This is a genomic window from Bacteroides sp. 3_2_5, assembly GCF_000159855.2.
Taxonomy (GTDB): Bacteria; Bacteroidota; Bacteroidia; order Bacteroidales; family Bacteroidaceae; genus Bacteroides; species Bacteroides fragilis.
On the sequence record NZ_JH636045.1, the window covers coordinates 446893 to 466925 of the forward strand.

General features: G+C 47.0%; 19 protein-coding genes. 13 read left to right on the top strand and 6 right to left on the bottom strand.

Annotation, left to right across the window (positions count from 1 at the left end; all coding sequences use genetic code 11):
* Positions 1 to 8 precede the first annotated feature (8 nt).
* From BSHG_RS03040 to BSHG_RS03025, 4 genes are all read right to left on the bottom strand, one after another.
* The gene (locus BSHG_RS03040) at positions 9 to 800 is read right to left on the bottom strand and encodes a Rossmann-like and DUF2520 domain-containing protein (protein WP_005789518.1); all 792 of its coding nucleotides are present in this window, start codon (positions 798 to 800) and stop codon (positions 9 to 11) included.
* On the bottom strand, positions 797 to 1129 hold the full coding sequence (locus tag BSHG_RS03035) for a hypothetical protein (RefSeq protein WP_005789521.1): 333 nt from the start codon (positions 1127 to 1129) through the stop codon (positions 797 to 799). Before BSHG_RS03035 ends, BSHG_RS03040 begins: the two co-directional genes overlap by 4 nt.
* A 2-nt stretch (positions 1130 to 1131) precedes the next feature.
* Positions 1132 to 1668 (bottom strand): nitroreductase family protein, encoded by a 537-nt coding sequence (locus BSHG_RS03030; protein ID WP_008769611.1) that lies wholly within the window; start codon positions 1666 to 1668, stop codon positions 1132 to 1134.
* A gap of 166 nt (positions 1669 to 1834) precedes the next feature.
* On the bottom strand, positions 1835 to 2377 hold the full coding sequence (locus tag BSHG_RS03025; RefSeq protein ID WP_005789526.1) for a beta-class carbonic anhydrase: 543 nt from the start codon (positions 2375 to 2377) through the stop codon (positions 1835 to 1837).
* A 117-nt stretch (positions 2378 to 2494) separates the two neighbouring features.
* On the opposite strand from BSHG_RS03025, the gene BSHG_RS03020 reads away from it, so the two are divergent.
* From BSHG_RS03020 to BSHG_RS02965, 12 genes are all read left to right on the top strand, one after another.
* The gene (locus tag BSHG_RS03020) at positions 2495 to 3478 is read left to right on the top strand and encodes a GNAT family N-acetyltransferase (RefSeq protein ID WP_008661159.1); all 984 of its coding nucleotides are present in this window, start codon (positions 2495 to 2497) and stop codon (positions 3476 to 3478) included.
* A gap of 232 nt (positions 3479 to 3710) precedes the next feature.
* A complete protein-coding gene (gene mce / locus BSHG_RS03015; protein ID WP_005789532.1) occupies positions 3711 to 4115 on the top strand; it encodes a methylmalonyl-CoA epimerase in 405 nt (134 codons plus the stop codon).
* A gap of 125 nt (positions 4116 to 4240) precedes the next feature.
* Positions 4241 to 5794 carry an acyl-CoA carboxylase subunit beta gene (locus BSHG_RS03010; protein WP_005780626.1) on the top strand — a complete coding sequence of 518 codons (1554 nt, stop codon included), beginning with the start codon at positions 4241 to 4243 and terminating at the stop codon, positions 5792 to 5794.
* A 20-nt stretch (positions 5795 to 5814) separates the two neighbouring features.
* Complete coding sequence (locus tag BSHG_RS03005; RefSeq protein ID WP_005798883.1) at positions 5815 to 6729, top strand: OadG family transporter subunit; 915 nt, start codon at positions 5815 to 5817, stop codon at positions 6727 to 6729.
* A 25-nt stretch (positions 6730 to 6754) separates the two neighbouring features.
* The gene (locus tag BSHG_RS03000) at positions 6755 to 7186 is read left to right on the top strand and encodes an acetyl-CoA carboxylase biotin carboxyl carrier protein (protein WP_005789540.1); all 432 of its coding nucleotides are present in this window, start codon (positions 6755 to 6757) and stop codon (positions 7184 to 7186) included.
* Positions 7187 to 7188: 2 nt separating this feature from the next.
* A complete protein-coding gene (locus tag BSHG_RS02995; RefSeq protein WP_005789543.1) occupies positions 7189 to 8349 on the top strand; it encodes a sodium ion-translocating decarboxylase subunit beta in 1161 nt (386 codons plus the stop codon).
* Between the two features lie 147 nt (positions 8350 to 8496).
* Positions 8497 to 9828: a tetratricopeptide repeat protein gene (locus tag BSHG_RS02990; RefSeq protein WP_005798885.1), complete on the top strand. Its 1332-nt coding sequence runs from the start codon at positions 8497 to 8499 to the stop codon at positions 9826 to 9828.
* A 14-nt stretch (positions 9829 to 9842) separates the two neighbouring features.
* Positions 9843 to 11135 carry a tetratricopeptide repeat protein gene (locus BSHG_RS02985; RefSeq protein ID WP_008661167.1) on the top strand — a complete coding sequence of 431 codons (1293 nt, stop codon included), beginning with the start codon at positions 9843 to 9845 and terminating at the stop codon, positions 11133 to 11135.
* Between the two features lie 525 nt (positions 11136 to 11660).
* The gene (locus tag BSHG_RS02980; RefSeq protein ID WP_008661168.1) at positions 11661 to 13511 is read left to right on the top strand and encodes a glycoside hydrolase family 13 protein; all 1851 of its coding nucleotides are present in this window, start codon (positions 11661 to 11663) and stop codon (positions 13509 to 13511) included.
* 157 nt (positions 13512 to 13668) lie between these two features.
* Entirely contained in the window at positions 13669 to 14109 is a 441-nt protein-coding gene (locus tag BSHG_RS02975) for a MarR family winged helix-turn-helix transcriptional regulator (RefSeq protein WP_008661170.1), read from the top strand.
* Between the two features lie 12 nt (positions 14110 to 14121).
* Positions 14122 to 15189, top strand: a complete 1068-nt coding sequence (locus tag BSHG_RS02970) for an HlyD family secretion protein (protein WP_008661172.1) — start codon at positions 14122 to 14124, stop codon at positions 15187 to 15189.
* A 4-nt stretch (positions 15190 to 15193) separates the two neighbouring features.
* Complete coding sequence (locus tag BSHG_RS02965; RefSeq protein ID WP_008661173.1) at positions 15194 to 16789, top strand: MFS transporter; 1596 nt, start codon at positions 15194 to 15196, stop codon at positions 16787 to 16789.
* Between the two features lie 94 nt (positions 16790 to 16883).
* On the opposite strand, the gene BSHG_RS02960 is transcribed toward BSHG_RS02965, so the two are convergent.
* Positions 16884 to 17888 (bottom strand): class II fructose-bisphosphate aldolase, encoded by a 1005-nt coding sequence (locus BSHG_RS02960; protein WP_005798895.1) that lies wholly within the window; start codon positions 17886 to 17888, stop codon positions 16884 to 16886.
* A gap of 180 nt (positions 17889 to 18068) precedes the next feature.
* Positions 18069 to 19088: an endonuclease gene (locus BSHG_RS02955; RefSeq protein WP_005789563.1), complete on the bottom strand. Its 1020-nt coding sequence runs from the start codon at positions 19086 to 19088 to the stop codon at positions 18069 to 18071.
* Between the two features lie 379 nt (positions 19089 to 19467).
* On the opposite strand from BSHG_RS02955, the gene BSHG_RS02950 reads away from it, so the two are divergent.
* On the top strand, positions 19468 to 19719 hold the full coding sequence (locus BSHG_RS02950) for a type B 50S ribosomal protein L31 (protein WP_005789565.1): 252 nt from the start codon (positions 19468 to 19470) through the stop codon (positions 19717 to 19719).
* Positions 19720 to 20033 lie beyond the last annotated feature (314 nt).

Genomic DNA, 20033 nt, shown 5'->3' on the forward strand with positions numbered 1-20033 from the left:
TTTCGGGATTATTGTCTTTCGTGAATGCTTCGGCTAAGCAACTCGTATAACCGCTGCATGGCAGGATCATCGGCAAGCATCCGCAAGTGATTGCCGATCACATTCTCGTCATAACGGATGGCCGGCCCGGTCTGGGCCGTCTTAGGTTCCAGTTCGTGCACCTTACGGGCGGTTTCATCAATCAACGGCAACATCACGTCAAACGGCAGATTGTATTTCTTAAGCAACTCGGCAGCAAGGGCATACATGTGATTGGTGAAGTTACATGTAAACACGGCAGCCAGATGGAGACTTTTACGCTGCTCCGAGTCGGCATCGTACACACGGTTGGACAGTGTAGAGGCAATGGCTTTCAGAAACGCGGCATCTTCTGCCGAAGAAGCCTCTATGAAGAAAGGAATCTCCTTAAAATCTACCTCCCGCTGCTTGCTGAAAGTCTGCATGGGATAGAACACACCGTAATGCGAGACATGTCCTTCCCAGACATTCATCGGGATGCTACCTGCCGTATGCACCATCAATGCCTCTTCCCGCTTACCTTCGACAATGCCCTGAAGAAGTTCGGCAAAGGCGGAATCTTTCAGTGAAACAATATACAGCTTCGCATACGGGTTCACCTCTGCGAGGTCTGTCGTATATTCGGCTTCCACTTTCTGTGCCAGCTCGCGGGCCGACTCTTCCGTACGGCTATACACCTGTACGATACGAAAACCTTTCCGATATAAGGCTTTTGCCAGATTAGTGGCAAGATTTCCGGCACCGATAAATACGATCGGCGTATCTTCTATACTTCTTTTCATCGTGTTGAAATCAAATACAATATACCTCCGATTATCAATAAAGCCAAAGGCAGCAGATAACCGGACATCGAACCAAGCAACGAAACAATCAGGCCGATGTTCAGCACCAACCACAATCCGAGCAATACCAAGCCGACGGATTTATCCCGCTTAATAAACAGGAAAATCACCGCAGTGTAAAGCAAAAGATTATCCTTATTCATCACCCAGGGTATCCCCAAAGTGGAAAAGTGTATCAGTTTGTCGATCAGATAGAGCACCCCCATCACAATAAGGGTGACTGCTGTGGCTTTGTAGGTATCTTTATTGTTTGCTTTTACCGCACTCACCGTTACTTACCTCCGAACTTATTAATATGGATTTTTTCCCATTGCAAATGGTCTTCATTAAAGGGTTTACGTTCCATCCCTTTATGCCCGATCGCTATGACGGACAACACCTGCAACTGCAAAGGAATGTCGAGCACACCGCGCACAAATTCATCGGAAGGCATCCCGGTGGCAGTATATCGCTCACGCACCTGCACCCAGCAACTTCCCAATCCCAAGTCTTCGGCCTGAAGCTGAATCATAATAGAGGCAATGGAAGCGTCCTCAATCCATACATCGCTCGCCAAGGGATCGGCAGTAACGACAATGGCCAATGCCGCGTCGGCAATAAAGGCCGAAGCCTGCTCTTTGCAATGTGAAAGTTCACTGAGCAACTTTTTATCATCGACTGCAATAAATTGCCAGCTGTTACTGCGCTTTGAAGTAGGAGCCATCAGGGCCGCTTTCAGCAAAGCGACTACATCTTCCTGAGAAAGTTCTTCTCCGGTAAATTTCCGCATGCTGCGGCGATTTTTTATTAGTTCACTGAAATTTTCCATGTATCTATACTTTGCATTATTTGAATATACCGCCAGTCACCATAGAATGCACAAACACACGCGAACCGAGGTACCGCCCGGCATGCCCGTCTATATAAGGTATGCCCTGCAGGACTTTGCATGAATCGGCGCGCTCCGTGGCGATTCGAGCGCAAAGATAGGCAATTTATTCCACTCTCGTCAACTCGCCGGTCAGTGAATCGATGATAAAACCATGCACCCGGACATCTTTCGGAATAAGCGGATGGTTCTCTATGGAACGAACCGTGCCCCTGACGGACTTCACCGGATCGTCGAATCCGCCCAGCCACGAATTAAAATCGACCCCGCAGTAGCGTATCATGTCGATTGTTTCGGACTTGATTCCCCGCTTTTTCATGTGAGCTATCATTTCGTCGCTGTTCATGTGGCAAGCACCGCAATCAGAATGGGCAATGACCATCACTTCTTCTACTCCCAACTCGATGATAGCCACCAGCAGACTACGGATGACACTGCCGAAAGGATGGGAAATGACGGCACCGGCATTCTTTATAATCTTTACGTCTCCGTTGTGAATCCCCAAAGCGGCGGGCAACAGTTCTGTCAGGCGGGTATCCATACAGGAAAGGATGGCGATTTTCTTATCAGGATACTTGTTAGTGATATACTTTTCGTATCCCCTGTTCTCAACGAACTTTTTGTTGAATTCAAGAATTTCTTCTAACATAATCAAAAACGGATTTTATTGTAGTATCTCCACAAAGATAGTCACAAAACGACAGCTCAACAAAATAAGCCCTGCAAATGTTGTAAAGAGAAATAAAAAATGTAAATTTGTCCCGATATGCCATTAAAACTGACTACATATTACCAAGGAAGTGAGATTCCGGATTTTCCCGGAACCAATACGTTTCATTCGAAAGAGCTATTTCAGATCTACGAAGAAACTCCGGGCTACACCCCACTCCTGATTATGGCTTCGGAAGACGGAAAACCCGTTGCGCGACTGCTTGCTGCCATCCGCAAAAGCATCCGCATATTTCCTCCCGCTTTCATCAAACGCTGCGAAATCTATGGCACGGGCGAATATCTGATAGCGGAAGCCGACAAGGAAAGGATATTCGGCGAAATGCTGGAGCACCTCACCACGGAGGCTTTGCGGAACTCGTTTCTAATAGAATTCCGCAATCTGGAGAACGCCATGTTCGGCTACAAATATTTCCGGTCCAACAGATACTTCCCTGTCAACTGGCTGCGGGTACGAAACTCGCTTCACGGCATCGAAAACGCCGAACAGCGTTTCAGCCCCTCCCGTATCCGCCAGATCAAAAAAGGCCTGAAAAACGGAGCAAAAGTAGACGAGGCACGTACGGTAGAAGAGATACGCGAATTTTCGAATATGCTGAGGCATCTCTATTCGTCCCGCATCCGTAAACATTTTCCCAACATCATCTTTTTCCAACACATGGACACCCGGCTGATTCACAGCCGGCAGGCAAAGATTTTCATCGTCCGCTACAAAGACAAAATTATCGGAGGCTCTGCCTGTATCTATTCGGGAAACGATGCCTATCTCTGGTTTTCGGGAGGTATGCGAAAGACCTATGCCTTGCAATACCCGGGTATACTGGCTGTATGGAAAGCCCTCCAGGATGCCCATCAAAACGGATTCCGCCACATGGAGTTCATGGACGCCGGACTCCCATTTAAGAAGCACGGCTATCGTGACTTCGTGCTCCGCTTCGGTGGCAAGCAAAGCAGCACCCGGCGATGGTTCCGTTTCCGCTGGCAATGGCTGAACGACCTGCTGATCAAAATATACGTCTGAACATCCGCCTGTCTCAGGGATCAGCGCCAACCCTCTCCGTCTTTTAAACCACCCCCCTTAGGTTTTAAACCAACGATACCTGCCTTTTAAACCCATGCACCTTAGGTTTTAAACCTATTTTCACCATAATTAATTGCAGAAAAATTTCTTTATTAAACAAGAATTGATTTTCTTTGTGCTGTTTTATACCATTCCGAAAAGACGATTAATACCAAAATTTAAAAATATAGTTATGAAGATTTCACACATTGAACATTTGGGCATTGCCGTAAAAAGTATCGAAGAAGCCCTTCCGTATTATGAAAACGTTTTAGGTTTGAAATGCTACAACATCGAAACTGTAGAAGATCAAAAAGTAAGAACAGCCTTCCTGAAAGTAGGTGATACCAAAATCGAATTACTGGAACCCACATGTCCGGAAAGTACCATCGCGAAATTCATTGAAAACAAAGGTGCAGGTGTTCATCACGTAGCATTCGCCATTGAAGACGGCGTAGCCAATGCCCTGGCCGAAGCCGAAAGCAAAGAGATCCGCCTGATCGACAAAGCTCCGCGCAAAGGTGCCGAAGGCCTGAACATTGCTTTCCTTCACCCGAAATCAACTCTGGGCGTACTGACAGAACTCTGCGAACACTAAAAAGATGTACGATTCGGACGATCCGCGCCACGGACAAACGGAATTTTTCTTTGCATTAAATTCCCCATCCGGGTTGTCAATCGTCCGGTTGTAAATATTATAACCCTTTAAATTAAGAAAAACTCATGAGTAACCAGCTTGAAAAAGTAAAAGAGCTTATTGAACTTCGTGCTCAGGCTCGTTTAGGTGGTGGCGAAAAGGCTATTGAAAAACAACACGCCAAAGGCAAATATACAGCCCGCGAGCGTATTGCACAGTTGCTTGACGAAGGTAGTTTCGAAGAACTGGATATGTTTGTTCAACACAGATGTACCAATTTCGGACAAGAGAAAAAACATTTCCTCGGCGACGGTGTGGTAACCGGTTATGGAACGATAGAAGGTAGATTAGTATATGTTTTCGCACAAGATTTCACAGTATTCGGTGGTTCACTGTCGGAAACCATGGCACAAAAGATCTGTAAAGTAATGGATATGGCCATGAAGATGGGTGCCCCTGTTATCGGTATCAACGACTCGGGTGGCGCACGTATTCAGGAAGGCATCAACGCCCTGTCCGGTTATGCTGAAATCTTCCAGCGCAACATCATGGCTTCGGGTGTCATCCCACAGATTTCAGGTATTTTCGGTCCGTGTGCCGGCGGTGCGGTTTACTCTCCCGCCCTGACGGACTTCACGCTGATGACGGAAGGTACATCTTACATGTTCCTCACCGGACCGGCTGTTGTGAAAACAGTAACGGGTGAAGACGTGTCTCAGGAAGATCTGGGTGGTGCAAGCGTACATGCCAGCAAGTCCGGTGTAACTCACTTCACTGCCGAAACCGGTGAAGAAGGTCTGGCGATTATTCGCAAGCTTCTCAGCTTTATTCCGCAAAACAACCTGGAAGAAGCTCCATTGGTGAACTGTACCGACCCCATCGACCGTATGGACGACCTGCTGAACGAGATCATCCCCGACAGCCCGAACAAACCGTACGATATGTACGAAGTGATCGGCGCCATCATCGATAACGGAGAATTCCTGGAAGTACAGAAAGACTATGCGAAAAATCTTATTATCGGTTTTGCCCGTATGAACGGACAATCGGTAGGTGTGGTTGCCAATCAGCCTAAATACCTCGCCGGAGTACTCGACAGCAATGCTTCACGCAAAGGTGCACGCTTCGTTCGCTTCTGCGACGCATTCAACATTCCGCTGGTGACATTGGTAGACGTTCCGGGATTCCTTCCGGGTACGGGTCAGGAATATAATGGTGTAATCCTTCACGGAGCCAAGTTGCTGTACGCTTATGGTGAAGCCACTGTGCCCAAGGTAACTGTTACCCTGCGTAAATCTTACGGTGGTTCGCACATCGTAATGAGTTGCAAGCAACTCCGCGGCGACATGAACTATGCATGGCCGACAGCCGAAATCGCCGTAATGGGCGGTGCCGGTGCAGTAGCGGTATTGTATGCCAAAGAAGCCAAAGATCAGGAAAACCCTGCTCAATTCCTGGCAGACAAGGAAGCCGAGTACACTAAACTGTTCGCCAACCCGTACAATGCAGCCAAATACGGTTACATCGACGATGTTATCGAACCGAGAAACACTCGTTTCCGCGTGATCCGCGCCCTGCAACAGCTGCAGACCAAAAAATTAACCAACCCTGCTAAAAAGCACGGTAATATTCCATTGTAACAAATTAAACATCGATTGTTATGAATAAGAAAAGAATCGGGATATTTATCGCTCTGCTGGCAATGGTTTGCATGGGGCTCAGGGCGCAAAGTGCCACCAGTCTGAGAATCAATGAGGTTTTGGTCGTCAACGACCAGAACTATCAGGATGACTACGGACTGCACAATGCGTGGATAGAGATATTCAACACCTCTTTCGCTTCTGTAAATCTGGAAGGTTGCTTTCTGACGAACGATAAAAACAATCCGACCAAATATCCTATTCCCAAAGGCGACGTGCTGACTCTGATCAAGCCGCGCCAACATGCTTTGTTCTGGGCAGACGGAATGCCTAACCGGGGTACATTCCACGTGAACTTTACGCTCGACCCGAACAAAGAGAATTACATTGCTTTGTATGACTCTAACGGTAAAACTCTGATTGACGAAGTAACCATACCCGCCGGTCAGCTTGCCGACCGTTCATACGCTCGCGAAAAAGACGGAAGTGCCAACTGGGTAGTAAAAGGTGAAGGAGAACACAGCTATGTCACTCCGAGCACCAACAATATGACTATCGACAAAAACCCGAAGATCGAGAACTTCAAGAAACACGACTCTATCGGTATCGGTATGGCCATCATCGCCATGTCGGTCGTATTCATAGGTTTGGTACTCTTGTATCTTTCATTCAAGGCGGTAGGTAACGTAGCTGTCAGATTGGGTAAGAAAAACGCGATGAAAGCCACCGGTATCACCGACAAGACGGAAGCGAAGGAAAAGAACCTGGGTAGCCACACAGGTGAAGAAACCGCCGCAATCGCCATGGCTTTGCATGAATACCTGAATGACGCTCACGACGTTGAAGACATGATTTTGACCATCAACAAAGTGAAACGCACCTACTCACCCTGGAGTTCGAAGATCTACACACTGCGTCAGACTCCGAAAAGATAATTACTAACCCTAATAAAATGAAGCAATGAAACAATATAAATATAAAATCAACGGCAACCTTTACAACGTTACAGTGAACGATGTAGAAGATAACATAGCCAACGTTGAAGTGAACGGAACCTCTTATAAAGTAGAGTTGGACAAGCCCGTCAAAGCCGCTCCGAAACCGGTGACCCGTCCGGCAGCCGCTCCGAAAACGGAAACAGGTGCTCCGGTAGTAACCAAACAACCGACAGCTTCCAAAAAAGACGGTGTGAAATCTCCGCTTCCGGGCGTTATCCTCGACATAAAAGTGAAAGAAGGGGATACCGTGAAGAGAGGCCAGACGATCATCATCCTTGAGGCTATGAAGATGGAAAACAACATCAATGCCAATAAAGACGGAAAAGTAGCAGAAATTAAAGTTAATAAAGGAGATTCTGTACTTGAAGGTACAGACCTCGTAATCATTGAATAATTATGGGAGATTTCGTATCATTCTTAGGGAATAACCTTGTTGACTTCTGGGGATACACCGGTTTTGCGAACGCGACACCCGGACATCTTTTCATGTTGCTAATCGGTCTCTTCTTTATCTACCTTGCCGTAGCCAAAGAATTTGAACCGATGCTGCTGATCCCCATTGGCTTCGGTATTCTGATCGGTAATATTCCATTCAATATGGAAGCCGGATTAAAAGTGGGTATTTACGAAGAAGGTTCGGTACTGAACATCCTTTATCAAGGAGTAACCTCCGGCTGGTATCCGCCGCTCATTTTCCTGGGTATCGGAGCCATGACGGACTTCTCGGCGCTGATCTCCAACCCCAAATTGATGCTGATCGGAGCTGCCGCGCAATTCGGTATCTTCGGCGCGTATATCATTGCCCTGCTCATTGGATTCGAACCCAACCAGGCGGGTGCTATCGGTATCATTGGCGGTGCCGACGGACCGACGGCCATCTTCCTTTCGTCCAAACTGGCTCCCAACCTGATGGGTGCCATCGCTGTGTCAGCCTATTCTTACATGGCGCTGGTGCCGGTGATACAGCCACCTATCATGCGTGCGCTAACCACCAAACACGAGCGTCTGATCCGCATGAAACCACCGAGAATAGTATCGCATACGGAAAAAGTAATCTTCCCCATCGTGGGTCTGTTGCTTACATGCTTCCTGGTTCCTTCGGGTCTGCCTTTGCTGGGTATGCTGTTCTTCGGTAATCTTCTGAAAGAAAGTGGAGTAACCCGTCGTTTGGCAAATACGGCCAGTGGTCCGTTGATCGATGTGATCACTATCCTGTTGGGACTGACTGTGGGAGCTTCTACCCAAGCTTCACAATTCCTCACCTGGGATTCTATCTTGATCTTTATCCTCGGTGCATTCTCTTTCATCATCGCAACAGCGTCAGGTGTCATGTTTGTCAAATTCTTCAATCTATTCTTGAAGAAAGGCAATAAGATCAATCCGCTGATTGGTAATGCAGGTGTATCCGCCGTACCCGACTCGGCACGTATTTCACAGGTAATCGGTTTGGAATATGATCCGACCAACTATCTGCTGATGCACGCCATGGGTCCTAACGTAGCGGGGGTTATCGGTTCGGCTGTAGCTGCCGGTATCCTGCTCGGATTCCTCATGTAAACGATATTTTTTCATTAGTAAGGTAGACGTCCTTCTTTTCGCAAAGAAGGGCGTCTTTTTTTTGCGTTAATCTATCTAAAAGATATTACGAACCTTTCGTAGAATGGATATTTTTACTAACTTGCGGACAATAAAACAATACGTCCTATGAGAACAAGAACAATGAAACCACTCTTCCTTATTTTCTGTCTTTGCCTCAGTCCCCTACTGATGGGCCAGAATCAAAACAAAATTCAGGAAGCAATGGCAAACTATGACTACGAGACTGCCGTTGAACTGATAAACAAGGAACCTCCCACCATCCCACTGTTAATGCAGAAAGCAAAAGCCCTGAAAGGAATCGGCAGCAATGCGGAAGCTCTACGTTCCATCCGCCAAGTGATAGCGGAAGACTCCACCAACCAACAGGCACACATCGAAGCAGCGGAATGCTGTAAAGCAATGGCCAAGTACAACGATGCGCTGGACTACTACCGGAAAGCCATCAGCCTGAATCCCAAAAACAAGTATGCCCGTTTGCAATTCATCAACCTGCTTTGCAACACCAAAAACTATGCTGAGGCTTTTGGAGAAAGTTCAATGATGTCCGAAACGGACAGTTCGGCCGTAGTGCTCCACCTACAGGCTCAAAGCCTTGAAGGGATGCAACAGATACTACCGGCTATCGGTTGCTATGAAGTCATTCAGGATAAATATCCGGACGATTATCTGGCTGCGGCCAAACTCGGAAACCTGAACATTGTGGCTGGATATCCCGAATATGCCATCCAAGCTACCGAACGCTATAGGGAACGGGACTCCACCAACCTGATTGTCAACCAGCAAAACGCTCTCGCCTACTGCCACGCCGAACAATATCCGACAGCCATCAAGCGCTATGAAAAGCTGTGCCAACAGGGGGACAGCAGTACACAGACCTTATACTACCTGGGAGTCAGCTATTACGCAGATGAATATTATTACGAAGCGCACGCGTGTTTCAGCAAACTGCAAAAAGAGATGGAAGAAAATCCCAATCTGCTCTATTATCTGGGACGTTGCTGCGCCAAGACTTCCTGGAAAAAAGAAGGCATCGAACACCTGGAGAAAGCTATCGAACTGACCATTCCCAAAGACAGCACCATGATCCGACTTTACAAAGGCTTGGTGGATTGTTGTAAACTGGCTCAGGATACTCCAAAGCAAATCCAGGCTCTCAGAGAACTGTACAAATATGACAAGACGAACCATAAACTTCTTTATGACATCGCCTGGAACTATTCATATCAACTCAAAGACAACAAATCGGCCGAACGTTATCTGCAGGCTTTCTTAAAAACCCGAAAGGCGAATGCCAGGAAAGAAGAACCGGTGAGTGAGAAAGGGGAACTTGTACTCGGACTTGAAAATTATTACAACGCTGCCGAAAATTGGCTGAAAGACTTACAGAAAGAAAAGTTCTTCAAAGAAGGAATACCGTTAGAAAGTCAGAAACAATAGAATCTGTCCCCCCCATGAAACATTGGATACTCCTCCTCTATCTGGGGTTCAGCGTAGTGCTGCAAGCCCAGAACACCGCCTCCGTTCAAGAAGCAATGGCAAACTATGACTATAAAACGGTGATCAGACTGATTGATGAAGAAAGTGCATCACCACAGTTACTCATACAGAAAGCCAAAGCTTTAAAAGGTTTAGGGCGTACCGCCGAAGCCCTGTCCACTTTGCAACATATCATTATCGAGCTGCCCGAAAATCAGCAGGCATTGGTAGAGGCAGCAGAATGTTGCAGGCAATTGAGCAAATTTAACGAGGCCTTGGGGTATTATCGGAAGGTGATGGAACTCAATCCCGAACATATTTACGCACACTTGCAATACACCCGCTTGTTATACAACTATCAGCGATACGGCGATGCATTGCGTGAGAGTATCGCATTGGCCAGGAAAGACAGTTCCGCCACCGTATTGCGACTGATGGCGGAAAGCATGGAAGGAGCCGGCATGCCGGTAGAAAGTATGTTTTGCTATCTTTCCATCATCAGGAAATATCCCTCCGACTATCTCTCGGTAGCTAAGCTGGGCAGTATCTTCAATACAATGAAAGATTACGAAGGGGCAATTGCCCTGACAGAGGCATACCGCCGGACGGACAGCACCAATGTAGAAGTGAACCGTCAAAACGCACTGGCGTATTGTCTGCGCAAAGAATATCCCACCGCCATCAAACGTTATCAGGATCTGACCGCCCGGGGAGACAGCACACTGCTGACATGTTATTATCTGGGAGTCAGCTACTACGCTACGAAAGAATACTATAAAGCACGCGATTGGCTGCTCAAAGCAAAATCATGCCAGTCACCCGGCGCCAACCTACTCTACTATTTGGGACGTTCGTGCTCCAAGACATTATGGAAACAAGAGGGAATAGGATATCTGAACCAGGCTATCGCCCTGACTATCCCCGCCGACAGTATCATGGAGCGCTTATACTCAGGCTTGGCAGACTGCTACAGGCAAACCAAGCAAACCCGGGACCAAATCAAGGCTACCAAAGAACAATACAAATATGCCCCTGACAAGCATATTTTACTTTATAACTTGGCGTTCTTATCGGACAAAATTGAAGATACTAAAGCCACAGAGCATTACTTGCAGGCTTTTCTGCGAACAAAATCCAAACAAAATGCAGTACTACAGCAGCCGGATGATGACGAAGAAGAACCCGCACCCTACATAGATTACTACAAAAGTGCCACCAATAAATTGGAAAGCATCCGAAAAGAGAAATTCTTAAAGGGAGAAAAGTGAATTGATCGGATAGATGCATCGTTTCGGACAATTCACCACTGAGTGCAGACAGAGTTTCACAGAGGGAGAATAATGGAAAATAAATTTGAAGATGTGCGGTAGAAGGCACAGTGGCACGTAACCGAAGTCACATCGGCACGCAGCCGAAATTACGGTGCTGTATAGCTAAAGTTACGGTGCTGTGTAGATAAAGTTACGGTGCTGCGTAGCCAAAGTTACGGTGCTGCGTAGATAAAGTTACGGTGCTGCGTAGCCGAAGTTACGGTGCTGCGTAGATAAAGTTACGGTGCTGCGTAGCCGAAGTTACGGTGCTGCGTAGCCGAAGCTATGACGGCATCTCCTTTTCCGGACGTCACGTTCACCTGATTGCATCGAAAAGTGCTCCTTATCGGTTGAGCTCCATCCCGGAGAATTCTCCAATGAAAACGTTTGCATAAATAGATGGCACACAGTAAGAAAGAAAACGGAAAACAATCCGATGATTTACCCTATATTAGCAACATTAAATAATAACGAGCTAATATCATGAAAAAATTATTGTTACTCTTAGGTTCATTCCTACTGTCATTAACCACTTATGCAGCCATGAACATATCCAAAATCGATCCGCCCTGCTGGTTCACCGGTATGAACAATCCGGAACTCCAGTTAATGGTATACGGTGAAGGCATCGGCCAGGCATCCGTATCAGTAAATTATCCCGGTGTATCGCTCAGCAGCATCGTGAAACTGGAAAGCAACAATTACCTGCTTGTCTACCTGCATCTCGATAAAGAAGTAAAGCCGGGCAAGATGCCCATCACATTTACGGTCGGAAAGAAGAAATTGGTGAAAGAGTACGAATTGAAAGCACGCAGCAAAGCCGGAGTCGATCACAAAGGTTTTGACGCATCGGATGCATTATACCTGCTGATGCCGGACCGTTTTGCCAATGGCAATCCGGATAACGACCGGATAGAAGGCATGGCCGAATATAAAGTGGACCGCAACGACCCGAACGCACGTCACGGAGGCGACCTGGCCGGTATCGAACAAAATCTGGACTATTTTACCGACTTGGGAGTGACCGCACTCTGGTTCACCCCGGTACTCGAAAATAATATGAAAGGCGGCTCATATCACGGATATGCAACAACCGATTATTACAAGGTAGACCCACGTTTCGGCACTAACGAGGAATATCGCTCACTGATAGCGAAAGCCCACAACCGGGGCATTAAGGTCGTGATGGACATGATCTTCAATCATTGCGGAGTAGAACATCCCTGGATCAAGGACATGCCTTCAAAGGACTGGTTCAACCATGCGGACTTCAAGAACAACTTTGTGCAAACTTCCTACAAGCTGACTCCACATGTAGATCCGTATGCCTCGGAGTACGATTTCGACCAGATGAACAACGGCTGGTTCGTGGAAGCCATGCCTGACCTCAACCAAAAGAACCCTCACGTATACAAATACCTCTTGCAGAACAGCCTGTGGTGGATTGAGTACGCCGATATCGACGGCATCCGGATGGACACCTACCCGTATGCCGATTACGATGCCATGAGCAACTGGATGAAAGAACTGAACGAAGAATACCCCAACTACAACACGGTGGGCGAAACCTGGGTTACCGAACCGGCCTATACAGCCTGGTGGCAGAAAGACTCCAAACTCTCCGCCCCGCGCAACAGTCACTTGAAAACAGTCATGGATTTCAGCTTCTTCGACAAAGTCAACACGGCCAAGAATGAACAAACGGACACTTGGTTCAAAGGATTGGACCGTGTCTACAACAATTTTGTATACGATTATCTGTATCCCAATCCGGCTTCCGTACTGGCTTTCATCGAGAATCATGACACCGACCGTTTCTTGGGTGAAGGCGAAAACCTCGATATGCTGAAACAGGCCTCCACCCTTTTATTGACCACCCGACGCATCCCGCAACTCTATTATGGAACGGAGGTGATGATGAACGGAGTAAAGAGTAAAAGCGACGGCTATGTACGAAAGGACTTCCCGGGCGGATGGGCGGACGATAAAGAGAATGCCCTGACTCCCGAGGGACGTACCCGATTGCAGAATGAAAGCTATAACTTCTACCGCAACCTGCTGAACTGGCGTAAGGGCAACGATGTGATCGCCAAAGGCAGCATGAAACAGTTCATGGTGCAGCACGGCGTATATGCTTATGCACGCCAATATAAAGGGAAAACGGTATTCGTCCTGTTGAACGGTACGGATAAAGAGGTGAAACTTCCCCTGAAATACTATGCCGAAGTGCTGAAAGACAAGACTCAAGGAAAAGACGTCATTAGCGGAAAAGTAACGGCACTCAATGAAGAACTGACAATGGCACCCCGCCAATCGATGGTTATAGAGCTTTAATCTCACACCGGTTATAACCGCATAAGCAAAGGGCACAAAGGATTTCACCCGACATCCTCTGTGCCCTTTGTGTAGCCTAATGCGAATAATAATAGTTAAACGTTTGACTATTATCGGAGAATATTCCTACCTTTGCACCGACTAAAAGAATACGACGATGACCAATAACGAATCGGCACGCGAGCTCGTCCTACAAACCTTACGAACCCGGATGGCATTCCGCCAGGCCGTTCAGCGGGTACTCAAACGTCACAACGTGGATATGACCTTCGAGATGCTGCAAGTAATGAACTGCCTGTGGAACAAACAAGGCATCAGCCAGCAATCCCTGGCTGAGAAAACAGCAAAGGACAAGGCTTGCCTGACCAATCTGATTAATAATCTGGAAAAGAAAAACTGGGTGATACGGAAGGAAGGCCCCTCCGACCGCCGAAACCGCCTGATTTTCCTGACACCCCAAGGCGAAGAACTTGCCCTCACCGTGAAACCCCTGATCAACGATATCTATGCCCAAACCGGAGCAGAGATGGAGGCAAGCCGGATAACGGAATGCATCGAAGACCTGAAGAGACTGCATGAAGTGCTCAATGAGATCTAAAAGAAATCCACCATGTCCACCCGTCAGATAAAGCTAAAACAATTGAGAAGACTGAAGTTCAGGAACATCTTTCTCAACACAGTATGCATCCTGCTGGCATTGGCAGGTATTTCATGGACAGTAAACTACTTCTGGAAATACGCCCGCTACGAGATAACCAATGATGCCGTAGTGGATCAATACATCGCTCCGCTAAACATCCGGATACCGGGCTATATCAAAGAAGTACGTTTTACCGAACACCAGTATGTTCATGCCGGCGACACGTTACTGATACTGGACGACCGGGAATACCGGATCCGGCTGAAAGACGCGGAAGCGGCCTTGATGGATGCCTTGGGATCAAAGGAAGTGTTAAACTCCGGCATCCGGACTTCAGGAGTAAATGTAGCCGTGCAGGAAGCCAACATAGCCGAAACACTGGCACACCTTTCACAGCAAGAAGCGGAACTGAACCGATATACCCGGCTCCTGAAAAAGCAGGCCGTCAGCCAACAGGATTATGAACTGGCCAAAGCGAACTTCGAAGCGACCCGGGCAAGATACAACGCCCTGTTGCGACAAAAAGAAGCGGCCCAATCGCAGTATTCCGAAACCAGCAAACGCAGTACAGGCGCCGAAGCCAATATCCTCCGGAAGGAGGCCGACCTGGAGATGGCCCGACTAAACCTGTCGTATACCGTTGTCACCGCACCCTATGACGGATACACGGGACGACGTACACTTGAACCGGGACAGTTCGTACAAGGCGGACAAACTCTTTCCTACCTGGTACGGGGCAATGACAAGTGGGTGACAGCCAATTATAAAGAGACTCAAATAGCCCATATCTATATCGGGCAAAAAGTCCGCATCAAAGTAGATGCTTTCAGCGGACGCACTTTTCACGGGACCGTAACCGCCATTTCCGAAGCCACCGGATCGAAATACTCCCTGGTACCGACCGACAATTCGGCAGGAAACTTCGTCAAAGTGCAGCAACGCATTCCGGTCCGCATCGATCTCAATGACGCCTCACCCGAAGAGATGGAATGCCTCCGTGCAGGGATGATGGTAGAAACGGAGGCGGTCCGCCCTTAGGCTTATGGTGAAGCTCAATCTGCCTACCCGTCCCTGGGTGCCTCAATGGTTGGGCATCGTGACCATGTTTATTGTCATCTTTCCCATCACCCTGCTCAACGGTGCCTACACAGGAAGTATGGTCGAAGTATCGAACACGCTGGGAGTATTGAGCGAAGATATTACCATGGCTTACTATTCAGCTTCGGTAGGGATGGCTGTTGCCTATCCCATCGTACCGAAAATACGCACCATAGCCACTCCGAAAACCTTACTGCTTACCGACCTGCTGCTACAGATATTCTTCAGCCTGGTATGCGCCAAAACCGGTAGTATGGACGTCATCATGGTATGCAGTTTCTGTATGGGATTTCTCAAAGCCTTCGTCATGTTGGAGTTCATCATCCTGATCCGCCCGCTCTTCAGTCCGAAAAACGTACGAAGTGAATTTTATGCCTACTTCTACCCCATCGTTTTCTCCGGAGGTCAGCTATCGATGGCTATCACCGCTCAACTGGCCTATCACTACCAATGGCAGCACATGTACTATTTTGTCACCATCCTCTTGCTGATCGCCCTTCTGTTCGTCATCTGTTTCTTCCGCTATGCAAGGCGTCCCATGCACATTCCGTTCAAAGAGATGGACGGAAGAAGCATGTTCATCATCGCCACCGCTTTCCTGCTAACGCTCTATACATTTACCTACGGGAAAACACTCGATTGGTTCGCATCCCCGAAGATCAGAGTATATGTATTCGTCATCCCGCTCCTGATAGTTCTCTTCATCCATCGGCAGCGTACACAAGGCAAACCCTTTGTCAGCCTGAAACCACTCTTTCTGCATAAATCCATCATCGGATATGGCTTCATGGTACTCGCCATGTTCCTGACAGCCACCAGTTCACTGGTAACCAACTATATGAACAGCATCATCCGGGTAGACAGCATACACGCCAATTCGCTGAGCCTGTGGCTATTGCCCGGATATGTGGTAGGAGCCGTCATTTGCTTCTGGTGGTTCCGATGGCAACGATGGAGGTTTCGCTTCCTCATTTCAGGAGGTATGTTCTGCTACGTCATCTATCTGGCTATCCTCTACTTTGGTATCACCCCTTATGGAACTTATGAAATGCTCTACCTCCCCATCCTGTTCCGGGGAGTGGGGATGATGGTCATATTCATTGCGTTCGGTGTGTTTGTTGTCGAAGATTTAGACCCGCGCCTGACGTTGTCCAATGCCTTCTTCCTGATTTCATTCCGCTCAGTATTGGCTCCGGTCCTGTCCGCTTCGTTCTTTAACAACATGCTTTACTATCTGCAGGCAAAGGGGATGAACATTCTTTCGGAAAACATGACGCTGACCAATCCGCTGGCCGAACAAAAATACAATCAGGCATTGAGCAATGCCCTGGCGCAAGGGCACGAATTCGGCGAGGCCGGACAATTGGCAGCCAACAGCCTGTACTCCACTTTGCAGCAGCAATCCCTGCTGCTTGCCCTGAAAACCCTGATCGGCTATGTACTGATACTGGCACTGGTGATTGCTGTCATCGCAGCGTTCATTCCTTTCCATAAAACGCTGAAGGTGGCTGTAGTGAAGACGGGTGACGATATGGTATAATGAGAAGGGATACAAAAAAGCCACCCAATTGCTTGAGTGGCTTCTTAAAATATAAATTAAATCAAGTAAAACTTTTAAATACTAGATTTGGAATTTATTCAGCTAACTTGTTGTCAGAACCCAGCACGTTGATAATTTTGTGCTTGTAGAGTTTTTCCATATTGTCGCGAGCCGGTCCCAGATATTTACGCGGGTCGAACTCAGCCGGTTTTTCTGCGAATACCTTACGGATAGCAGCAGTCATAGCCAGGCGAGAGTCTGAGTCGATGTTGATTTTGCAAACAGCAGACTTAGCGGCTTTACGCAGTTCCTCTTCAGGAATACCGATAGCAGCTTTCAGTGCACCACCAAACTGGTTGATAGTTGCAACCTCTTCTTCAGGAACTGAAGATGATCCGTGAAGAACGATAGGGAATCCCGGAAGTTCTTTCATTACACCGTCCAATACGTCGAATGCCAACGGAGGAGGAACCATACGGCCTGTCTTCGGATCGATGTGGCACTGTTCCGGAGTAAATTTGTAAGCACCGTGAGAAGTACCGATAGAGATAGCCAATGAATCGCAACCTGTCTTGGTAACGAAATCAACTACTTCGTCCGGTTCAGTATATGTGTGGTGGTCAGAAGAAACTTCGTCTTCTACACCTGCCAATACGCCAAGTTCACCTTCTACAGTTACATCGAACTGGTGAGCGTATTCAACAACTTTCTTAGTCAGAGCAACGTTTTCGTCGTAAGGAAGGTGAGAACCGTCGATCATTACAGAAGAGAAGCCTGAGTCGATACAGCTTTTGCAAGTTTCGAAAGTATCTCCGTGGTCGAGGTGCAAAACGATTTCAGGATTTTTGCAGCCGAGTTCTTTTGCATATTCTACAGCACCCTGAGCCATGTAACGCAACAATGTAGCGTTAGCATACTGACGAGCACCTTTTGATACCTGCAAAATAACCGGAGACTTAGTTTCTACAGCAGCCTTGATGATAGCCTGCATCTGTTCCATATTGTTGAAGTTGAATGCAGGGATTGCATATCCACCCTTGATAGCCTTAGCAAACATATCTCTAGTGTTTACCAGACCTAAATCTTTGTAATTAACCATTTTGTTTAAAAGTTTATTGTTAGTGAATTAAAAATTCTATGCAAAAGTAAGAATAATCCTTTGAATAGAGAAACCCTCGGGCGGAAATATCCGTTTGAGGAGCGTAATTCAATTCTATTTCAAATTATTTCCCATCCTTTAAGAGCTGTTTGTAATGTCTACGTAGCAAATAAAGGTTTTTTATTGTTTCCTCATATATATAATGGTAGGCAAATGATCGCTGTAACCATCCAACCACACTCTGCCACCATATGTACGCAGGGGTGCACCCTTATATTTACCATCCTGCTGAAACAGGTAATCGCGCATGAAAACTTCATTGTGATCATATTTCAATCCTTTTGTGGCTTGAAGCAGCGTGGGCGAAAGGATGATCTGATCGAACAGATTCCATTTGCCGCGATAGAGCAAAGTGCCCACTCCCTTATCTTCCAGCGTCACCCACCAGGGGTTGTAAAGGTCATCTTCAGTCATATCCTCGACGTGTTTCTTTGCCCCCAGTACGGCAAGGCTCAAGTCCATCGGATCGTCGTTGAGGTCGCCCATGATAATCAGTTTCAAGTCCGGATCCGTACGCATCAGCGAGTCCTTCAATGCCTTCACCTGCATGGCAGCGTGCACGCGTACCGGTTCCGCCGCCCCCCGAGAGGGCCAGTGGTTGACTATCAGGCAGACTTTATCACCCGCCAGCTCGCCGCCTACAATCAGGAATCCACGGGTTTTGTGGATGGTATCTCCCTCGAAAGGAGTGGAAAGCACCAATGCCGTCGCATGGGGAGTGAATTGTTTGGGGTCATACAGCAACGCACAGTCGATGCCCCGTTTGTCAGGTCCTTCATAATGTATGTATCGATAACCTCCGGCAGCCAGTTCGGGTTGGCGAATCAGATCGTCAAGCACGCGCCGGTTCTCCACCTCCGCCACACCGATTGCAGCAGGTCCTGCCGGTACTTTATCACGCGAAAGTTCACCCAGCACCTTGGACAGATTCTTCAGTTTCGAACGATATTTCTCCGAGTTCCACCCCTTTGCCGCATCCGGAAGATATTCATAATCGTTTTTTCCCGTATCATGAATGGTATCAAACAGATTCTCAAGATTGTAAAAAGCTACGCTGTACAGCCTGTCCGCATGATCCTGTGCCCGGCCACCGACCGCCAGCAACAATAAAAAGTTGAATGCAATAATTAGTTTCTTCATATATTTATTTTTGAGTTCACCACAGATTATACGGATTAGCACAGATTCTTCAATTTCCAATGAAATAAATCTTCAATCTGTACCAATCCGTGTAATCCTGTGGTGAATGTGATTCATTTCTTGCCTGTTTAAAGTCCTTTTTTAGATTTAAAACCAAGCACCCTTAGGTTTAAAACCAAAAGGATCTACCTTTTAAACCAACGAAACTTAACCCGTCACCCCTGCAAAAGTCTTAAAAAAAAGCGAGAATACGACTTTTTTTCCAAAACTTTTTTCCTAAGAAACAAAAAAGCATTATCTTTGCGACCTGAAAAATGACCATTACACTATTCTTACCAAATAGTAAAACGATATAATAATTTAAAAAACGAATATTAAAATGAAAAAAGGTCTTCATCCTGAATCATACCGTCCGGTAGTATTCAAAGATATGTCAAACGGTGATATGTTTTTGTCTAAATCAACTGTAGCTACAAAAGAGACCATCGAATTCGAAGGTGAAACTTATCCGTTACTGAAAATCGAAATCTCTAACACTTCTCACCCGTTCTATACAGGTAAATCTACATTGGTAGATACAGCCGGACGTGTTGACAAGTTCATGAGCCGCTACGGTAACCGTAAGAAATAATAGGTCGGATCATCCGATTGATAAAAAATAAGCTGCCCCAATATTGAGGCAGCTTATTTTTTTGCCCTAAAGCCACTCCGCAAAGGAAACTGCTCCCCAAAGCATACGGAATAAAATCCATCCCCTGTTTTATATTGATAGCACCCAATGGGCGAATAGAAAAATACTGGAAAGGATATGCCATGCACCACTCCGGCATGGAGAAAGAGATCATGGAAATAATTCTCCCAAGTCCCTCACCTACAGAAGCATCAAAGTAAAAACAGCTTTCCAGAAGCAATATATACTTTTATAGGGAAAACCCTATGGCACAA

Excerpts from the sequence above, each read along its gene's own strand:
- BSHG_RS03010 (WP_005780626.1), top strand. The coding sequence starts at position 4,241 with ATGAGTAACCAGCTTGAAAAAGTAAAAGAGCTTATTGAACTTCGTGCT.
- BSHG_RS03005 (WP_005798883.1), top strand. The coding sequence starts at position 5,815 with ATGAATAAGAAAAGAATCGGGATATTTATCGCTCTGCTGGCAATGGTT.
- BSHG_RS02970 (WP_008661172.1), top strand. The coding sequence starts at position 14,122 with ATGTCCACCCGTCAGATAAAGCTAAAACAATTGAGAAGACTGAAGTTC.
- BSHG_RS03000 (WP_005789540.1), top strand. The coding sequence starts at position 6,755 with ATGAAACAATATAAATATAAAATCAACGGCAACCTTTACAACGTTACA.
- BSHG_RS02985 (WP_008661167.1), top strand. The coding sequence starts at position 9,843 with ATGAAACATTGGATACTCCTCCTCTATCTGGGGTTCAGCGTAGTGCTG.
- BSHG_RS03030 (WP_008769611.1), bottom strand. The coding sequence starts at position 1,668 with ATGGAAAATTTCAGTGAACTAATAAAAAATCGCCGCAGCATGCGGAAA.
- BSHG_RS02995 (WP_005789543.1), top strand. The coding sequence starts at position 7,189 with ATGGGAGATTTCGTATCATTCTTAGGGAATAACCTTGTTGACTTCTGG.
- BSHG_RS02955 (WP_005789563.1), bottom strand. The coding sequence starts at position 19,088 with ATGAAGAAACTAATTATTGCATTCAACTTTTTATTGTTGCTGGCGGTC.
- BSHG_RS03020 (WP_008661159.1), top strand. The coding sequence starts at position 2,495 with ATGCCATTAAAACTGACTACATATTACCAAGGAAGTGAGATTCCGGAT.
- BSHG_RS03025 (WP_005789526.1), bottom strand. The coding sequence starts at position 2,377 with ATGTTAGAAGAAATTCTTGAATTCAACAAAAAGTTCGTTGAGAACAGG.
- BSHG_RS02960 (WP_005798895.1), bottom strand. The coding sequence starts at position 17,888 with ATGGTTAATTACAAAGATTTAGGTCTGGTAAACACTAGAGATATGTTT.
- BSHG_RS02980 (WP_008661168.1), top strand. The coding sequence starts at position 11,661 with ATGAAAAAATTATTGTTACTCTTAGGTTCATTCCTACTGTCATTAACC.
- BSHG_RS02975 (WP_008661170.1), top strand. The coding sequence starts at position 13,669 with ATGACCAATAACGAATCGGCACGCGAGCTCGTCCTACAAACCTTACGA.
- BSHG_RS02950 (WP_005789565.1), top strand. The coding sequence starts at position 19,468 with ATGAAAAAAGGTCTTCATCCTGAATCATACCGTCCGGTAGTATTCAAA.
- BSHG_RS02965 (WP_008661173.1), top strand. The coding sequence starts at position 15,194 with ATGGTGAAGCTCAATCTGCCTACCCGTCCCTGGGTGCCTCAATGGTTG.
- mce (WP_005789532.1), top strand. The coding sequence starts at position 3,711 with ATGAAGATTTCACACATTGAACATTTGGGCATTGCCGTAAAAAGTATC.
- BSHG_RS02990 (WP_005798885.1), top strand. The coding sequence starts at position 8,497 with ATGAGAACAAGAACAATGAAACCACTCTTCCTTATTTTCTGTCTTTGC.
- BSHG_RS03040 (WP_005789518.1), bottom strand. The coding sequence starts at position 800 with ATGAAAAGAAGTATAGAAGATACGCCGATCGTATTTATCGGTGCCGGA.